We start from the raw sequence: 7,957 nt of genomic DNA on the forward strand, positions 1-7,957 counted from the left end.
AGTTCCGATTGCGATGGCGATGGTGTGACCAACGAGGATGAAACAGAAGATGGCACGGACCCATTAGATCCATGCGACTACAATCCTGATAGTGTGACCTTGCCACAATCAGCGGAATGGGACTCACTTGATTGCGATGATGATGGAAATCCAAATGAAACCGATCCAGACCCATTAACGGCCAATGCCAACGACGATTTTGGTTCAACACCAGCCTTAACTGAGGTAGCAATAAATATTTTGGAGAACGATGACTATCTTCCCAATAACGATGATAACAACCAAGGAGTTACCTCTATAACTAGAATAGGAGGAGATGCAGTTGGAGTTATAACATTTGACAATGAGACCGGTTTTGTGAACTATACGCCCACAGCGTCTGAGTCTAATACAACAGTTACCATAATTTATCAAGTGTGTAATGTTGTACCAGACCCAAGTGTTTGTGCTTCGGCTACTATTTATATAGAAGTAGGAGCAAATACCATCGATGCCGTCGATGATGCCTATTCTGCGCAAATAGGTGGAGATGGTACAATTGCGGACAGCAATGTATTGTCCAACGATACCTATAACGGTGTTCCCGTAACCCTTGCAGATGTCGTACTGACCTCCACTCCAACGGACCAACTTGTCATCAATGGAGATGGCAGCGTAAGTGTGTTGGACGGGACCGAACCGGGCACCTATACCATCGAGTACACTATCTGCGATGCCTCGGATTCAGGAAATTGCGATACCGCTACCGTTACCGTTGAGGTGACACAAGGCACCGGAAATGTAATCGATGCCGTCGTTGATGCCTATTCTGCGCAAATAGGTGGAGACGGTACAATTGCGGACAGCAATGTATTGTCCAACGATACCTATAACGGTGCTCCCGTAACCCTTGCCGATGTCGTACTGAGCTCCACTCCAACAGATCAACTTGTCATCAATGGAGATGGCAGCGTAAGTGTGTTGGACGGGACCGAACCGGGCACCTATACCATTGAGTACACCATTTGCGATGTTATGGATGTAAACAATTGCGATACCACTACCGTTACCGTTGAGGTGACACAAGGCACCGGGAATGTAATCGATGCCGTCGATGATGCCTATTCTGCGCAAACGGGTGGAGACGGTACAATTGCGGACAGCAATGTATTGTCCAATGATACCTATAACGGTGGTCCCGTAACCCTTGCCGATGTCGTATTGACCTCCACTCCAACAGATCAACTTGTCATCAATGGGGACGGCAGCGTAAGTGTGGTGAATGGGACCGAACCGGGCACCTATACCATCGAGTACACTATCTGCGATGCCTCGGATTCAGGAAATTGCGATACCGCTACCGTTACCGTTGAGGTGACACAAGGCACCGGAAATGTAATCGATGCCGTCGTTGATGCCTATTCTGCGCAAATAGGTGGAGACGGTACAATTGCGGACAGCAATGTATTGTCCAACGATACCTATAACGGTGCTCCCGTAACCCTTGCCGATGTCGTACTGAGCTCCACTCCAACAGATCAACTTGTCATCAATGAAGATGGCAGCGTAAGTGTGTTGGACGGGACCGAACCGGGCACCTATACCATTGAGTACACCATTTGCGATGTTATGGATGTAAACAATTGCGATACCACTACCGTTACCGTTGAGGTGACACAAGGCACCGGGAATGTAATCGATGCCGTCGATGATGCCTATTCTGCGCAAACGGGTGGAGACGGTACAATTGCGGACAGCAATGTATTGTCCAATGATACCTATAACGGTGGTCCCGTAACCCTTGCCGATGTCGTATTGACCTCCACTCCAACAGATCAACTTGTCATCAATGGGGACGGCAGCGTAAGTGTGGTGAATGGGACCGAACCGGGCACCTATACCATTGAGTACACCATTTGTGATGTTATGGATGTAAACAATTGTGATACCGCCACGGTTACCGTAGAAGTTATGGAAGGAACTGTCAATGTAATCGATGCTGTGGATGATGGTTACAATGCAGGATCTGGAGGAGGTGATATCACGGATAGCGATGTGTTGTTTAACGATACGCTAAATGATGAAGCTATAGCACTGATTGATGTAATCTTAACATCCACACCAACAAACGTATTAACAGTTAACGACGATGGAAGCGTTACTGTTGCTCCTGGTACGCCGGCTGGGACTTATACTATCGAATATACCATATGTGAAGCATCTAATCCTGATAATTGTGATACGGCTACTGTGACTGTGATTGTAGAGGATATTGAAGTAAACCAGATGTTGACACCTAACGGGGATTTAAAAAATGACTTTCTATTTATCCGAGGTGTGGAATATATTAAATCAAGTACCATTAAAATTTTCAACCGTTGGGGAACTCTTGTGTTCGAAGGAAATAATTATGACAATGTAAATAATGTTTTTGATGGACGTGTTAGAGGTAAATCAGCCCTTAGTGTGAACGATTATCTACCTGCAGGGGTTTATTTTTATATATTTAATTACGAAACCGAGCAAGGAAGCTTCACAGACTCTGAATACATTTACATAAGTAGATAACATATTGATAGAATGATAAAAAAGCATTTTTTAACTACGTTGTTGTTTATTGGAATACTGTCTACGGGTGTAATGGCCCAGCAGGATGCACAATACACACAATATATGTACAATACATTGAGTGTAAATCCTGCTTATGCCGGATCAAGAGGGCAGCTTAGCTTTGCAGGCTTGTACCGATCGCAATGGGTAGGTTTAGACGGAGCTCCTGAAACCTTTACTTTAAATCTTCACTCACCCATTCAAAACAGTAGGTTGGGTTATGGAATATCCATCGTTAATGATAATATAGGGGATGGTGTTGTGCAGGAGACATATCTCGATGCTGTCATATCCTACACAATAGATGTGTCTATGGATGCTAAACTATCATTTGGTCTTAAAGCAGGTGGGAATATGTTGAGTTTGGACTTTAACGGTCTAAGAAATTTTGATCAAGAAGTAGTCAATCAAAATAATATCGATAACAGGTTCACACCTAATTTTGGACTTGGGATATACTACCATACCGATAAATTTTATGCGGGAATTTCCGCGCCGAATGTTTTGGAGTCGGAGTATTTTGACAACGACAATTCTGATAACGGTGTCAACTTTTTGTCTGCCGAGCGAATGAATATTTATTTGATTACGGGCTATGTTTTTGACTTGGGTGCAGATCTTCAATTTAAACCAGCTTTGCTCACCAAAGCGGTCGGGGGAGCTCCATTACAGGTAGATCTTTCTGCCAGTTTCCTGTTTGCCAATAAATTTAGTTTTGGTGCGGCCTACCGTTGGGATGCAGCAGTCAGTGGTTTGGTTGGATTCCAAGTTTCAGAGCAAATAATGTTGGGATTGGCCTATGATCGAGAAACGACAGAGTTGGGAGGAACACAATTCAATGATGGGTCTTTTGAAGTATTTTTAAGACTGGAATTATTGAAATCCTTCCAAAGAACCATATCACCAAGATTCTTTTAATATAGTTTATAATGCTGAAAAGAATACTCACATTACTCATCATAGTTTGCGGATCCATAGTAAATATATATGCGCAACAGGATAGTATTCCAGATAAGCAGATTTCCCGGGTAATGGAAAGGGCCGATGAAAAATACAAACAGTACTCATTTAGTCCTGCAATCGATATTTATAAAAAAGTGCTGGACAAAGGCTATAGTTCGCCCGATTTATTGAAGAGGCTAGGGAACTCCTACTATTTTAATGCCAAGTACCAAGAAGCCGCGGAGACATATAAAAAACTGGAGGAAACCTATCCAGATGAAATGTCAGTAGAAGATGTTTTCCGATATGCCCAGAGTTTAAAGTCGGTGGGTAACTATGATCACGCAGCAAAAGTCATGGAAGATTTTAGGGAGATGACCTCTTCTATGGCGGATTTTGACGAAGATTATATGTCAAAAATAGAAGAGAACTCTGGAAGATATACCATAAAAACCTTCCCATACAATAGCAAGTACTCCGATTTTGCCGCAGCTTATTACAAAAAAGGCCTCATTTTCGCCTCAGACCGGGATACAGGTAATTTTGCGAGGTATCGCCACACATGGAATGCAAGGGACTTTTTGGATTTATATAAGGTCAATGCGGATAGTATCTCCAAGGACAGAGTGGTGAAATTGGAAGGAGAGATCAATACCAGATTACATGAGTCCACTTCTGTGGTAACCAAAGATGGTACGACCATGTATTTTACCCGAAATAATTTTTTCGATGGAAGAAGGAAAAAAGATGAACAGGGTATTATTAGATTAAAAATTTACAGCGCAGAAAAAATTGATGGTGAATGGGGAAACATAACGGAACTTCCTTTTAATGGTGATTCCTATTCTGTGGCCCATCCTATGTTGAGTCCGGATGGCAAGAAACTGTATTTTGTTTCCGACATGCCAGGTAGTTTGGGGGAATCGGATATTTTTGTCACCGATATCATTGGGGATGGAACCTATGGACCCATTCAAAACCTCGGAAGTAATATCAATACGATCGCCCGTGAAACTTTCCCTTTCATTACTAAAGACGGAGTGTTATACTTTTCTTCAGATGGACATCAAGGCCTGGGCGGTTTGGATATTTTTGCCACAAAGATTGCCTATAATGATTATACCCAACCTGTGGTCAATGTGGGTAGGCCGGCGAATACGCCTAAGGACGATTTCTCTTTTATTTTTGATTCGGAAAACAAAACCGGATACTTCGCGTCCAACCGGGATGGGGGTATGGGAGATGATGATATTTACGAATTTGTGGAAAATGTTCCCTTGACCTTGGAGTGCATCCAAGAAGTAACTGGAACAGTACGCGATCGAATTTCCAATGAAGTTTTGGCTGGAGCCACAGTAAAAATTATAGATGAAGAAAACAACGAAATATCATCTACCATTACAGATTCCGATGGAAACTACATATTGCAATTGGATTGCTCCAAAGGTAATTTTGTTAGGGCGTCCAGGGATGGCTATGTACCGGCAGAGGAATATTTACCAATATCCGATGGTAAACCACGGATTGTGGATTTTTATTTGGAACGAGATGTGGTTACTGGAGGATTTGGCGATGACCTGGCAAAGTTGTTACAATTGAGTACTATTTATTTTGATTTGAACAAATACAATATCAGACCCGATGCGGAAATAGAGATTCAGAAGGTTATTGTAGCCATGGAAAAATATCCAAGTTTAAAAATTAAGGTGAATTCGCATACTGATAGTCGTGGTGTTGATGCCTATAATCTTTGGTTATCACAAAAAAGGGCTGAATCCACTGTGGATTATATGGTGTCTAAAGGAATATCCGCTGATAGACTTCAAGGAGAAGGGTTTGGCGAGACCCGATTGGTTAACGATTGTATGAATGGTGTTCAATGTTCGGAAGAACAACATCAACTTAACAGAAGATCGGAATTTATCATTTTTGAATAAGAATTTTTAAGAACGAATGAAATTTAACGGCCCCTTCAGGGTCGTTTTTTGTTATGGTTCGATTGCAAAAAATAATTCCCTTAAAATGACTTTTCGCAACATTTTTATTTAAAATAACACCTATGTTTTTGTAGGATTAAACCTACTCAAACAGCTTGTTGTTTAGGGCCTCATCGACGAACTGTCTTAAAAAAATCGTAAAAAAACATAAGAGTAACCTCAAAATTTGTGGGCTATACAATCCTATTTCATTGGTTCACAACAATTATTTTCCACCCCTAAAAGTGAGGGTAATTTTGTATTCGGTCGAAAATTCGGTTTGTTGAACCACGAAAGAATTTAAGAACCAGAAGTTTAAAGAATCAACAAAACTACAGCATAGAACCTCAACTAATAGTAACCTCATGAAAAAGAGCATACTAGTCTTAATATTCCTTCTTTTTTCAGGAATTGCCTTTTCTCAAACCACTGTGACCCTTCAGGACCAATGCAATTGTGAAGTCCTAAAAGGTACAGATGTTTCCAGTGCTGGTTCGGTAACCCCGGCTGGTGCGGATTTAGGAGATATTTATGTAAATACCACAACAGGAACCATATATTTCTGGGATGGTGATTCGTGGGAATTGACCTCAAACGATGATCAGCAATTGACTGGTTTCACTTTTGATGATGCCACCAATATTTTATCCCTATCGTTAGAAGATGGAGGCAGTGTAAATGTTGATTTGAGTAGTTTAAAGGATGTGCTCACGGATTCAAACACAACGGTTACTTCATTTGATATTGATGGTACAAACACCAATTTGGTTATAACCGATTCTGATGCCAATTCTTATGCTGTAGCATTGGCAGATCTGGCAGCTTTGATAGATACGAATACAGATAGTCAAGACTTAACAGGGGCAACACTTAATGGTTCTAACCAATTACAAATTGACATTCAGAATGGTGCCTCTACTACGGCTGATTTGAGTAGCCTTGACGACAGTGCCGGGGTTACCGCAAATGCTTCGGACATAGCAACGAACACTTCTGACATTGCGGCCAATACCGGTAACATTTCTACGAACACAACAAACATCTCGACCAACGCGTCGGATATCGCCACGAACACGGCCGATATAGCAACGAACACAACGGACATAGCAACCAATGCTTCCGATATTGGAACCAATGCAACAAATATTGCGACCAACACTTCGGACATTGCCGCTAACACAGCGGATATAGCCACGAACACGGCCGATATAGCAACCAATACTTCAGATATTGGAACCAACGCGACAAACATTGCGACCAACACAACAAACATCTCGACAAATGCCACGGACATCGCCGCTAACACAGCGGATATAGCCACGAACACGGCCGATATAGCAACCAATACTTCAGATATTGCGACCAATGCTTCCAATATCACAACGAATGCAACGAACATATCGACAAATGCCACGGACATTTCGAACCATATTACTGCTGACGGTGATCTGTCCTCGACCAATGAGATACAGAACCTTGGCGAAGTACTGACCGATGGAAATGATGGTGGCGGTTTGGCGATCACCAACATCGCCGATCCCACCGCTGCACAGGATGCGGCGACCAAGGCCTATGTTGACAGTGTTTCGGATGACGACATCACGGGAGCTTCGCTTGATGCACCGAGCAACGTGCTTACCATCAGCGAGGGCACCACTGATGTGACGGTTGATTTGAGCGATCTTGACGACAGTGCCGGGGTTGCCGCGAACGCCTCGGACATAGCAACGAACACTTCGAACATTGCGACCAATACCGGTAACATTTCTACGAACACAACGAACATTGCGACCAACGCGTCGGATATCGCAACAAATGCTTCCGATATTGGAACCAACGCGACAAATATTGCGGCCAACACTTCGGACATCGCCGCAAACACAGCGGATATCGCTACCAACACGGCCGATATAGCAACGAACACAACGAACATCTCTACCAATGCAACGAACATATCGACAAATGCCACGGACATTGCGAACCATGTGGCCGCCGACGGAGACCTTTCATCAACAAATGAGATACAGAACCTTGGCGAAGTACTGACCGATGGAAATGATGGTGGCGGTTTGGCGATCACCAACATCGCCGATCCCACCGCTGCACAGGATGCGGCGACCAAGGCCTATGTGGACAGTGTTTCGGATGACGACATCACGGGAGCTTCATTGGATGCACCGAGCAACGTGCTTACCATCAGCGAGGGCACCACTGATGTGACGGTTGATTTGAGCGATCTTGACGACAGTGCGGGTGTTGCCGCGAACGCCTCGGACATAGCAACGAATGCCACGGACATTGCGAACCATGTGGCCGCCGACGGAGACCTGTCCTCGACCAATGAGATACAGAACCTTGGCGAAGTACTGACCGATGGAAATGATGGTGGCGGTTTGGCGATCACCAACATCGCCGATCCCACCGCTGCACAGGATGCGGCGACCAAGGCC

4 protein-coding genes are annotated in these 7,957 nt (G+C 43.6%); all 4 read left to right on the forward strand.

Translation table 11 applies throughout. The features are described from left to right. A partial coding sequence (locus J0X13_RS14275; protein ID WP_207072041.1) for a T9SS type B sorting domain-containing protein occupies window positions 1–2,547 on the forward strand: 2,547 nt, incomplete at its 5' end. A 12-nt stretch (window positions 2,548–2,559) separates the two neighbouring features. Further along, window positions 2,560–3,507, forward strand: coding sequence for a PorP/SprF family type IX secretion system membrane protein (locus J0X13_RS14280; protein WP_207072042.1), 948 nt, complete (start codon window positions 2,560–2,562; stop codon window positions 3,505–3,507). Window positions 3,508–3,518: 11 nt separating this feature from the next. Then, the gene (locus J0X13_RS14285; RefSeq protein ID WP_207072043.1) at window positions 3,519–5,468 is read left to right on the forward strand and encodes an OmpA family protein; all 1,950 of its coding nucleotides are present in this window, start codon (window positions 3,519–3,521) and stop codon (window positions 5,466–5,468) included. A gap of 404 nt (window positions 5,469–5,872) precedes the next feature. Next, window positions 5,873–7,957: beta strand repeat-containing protein (locus J0X13_RS14290; RefSeq protein ID WP_207072044.1), on the forward strand; the 2,085-nt coding region annotated here is incomplete at its 3' end.

It is taken from the genome of [Muricauda] lutisoli (nom. illeg.) (assembly GCF_017313105.1).
GTDB lineage: Bacteria > Bacteroidota > Bacteroidia > Flavobacteriales > Flavobacteriaceae > Flagellimonas > Flagellimonas lutisoli.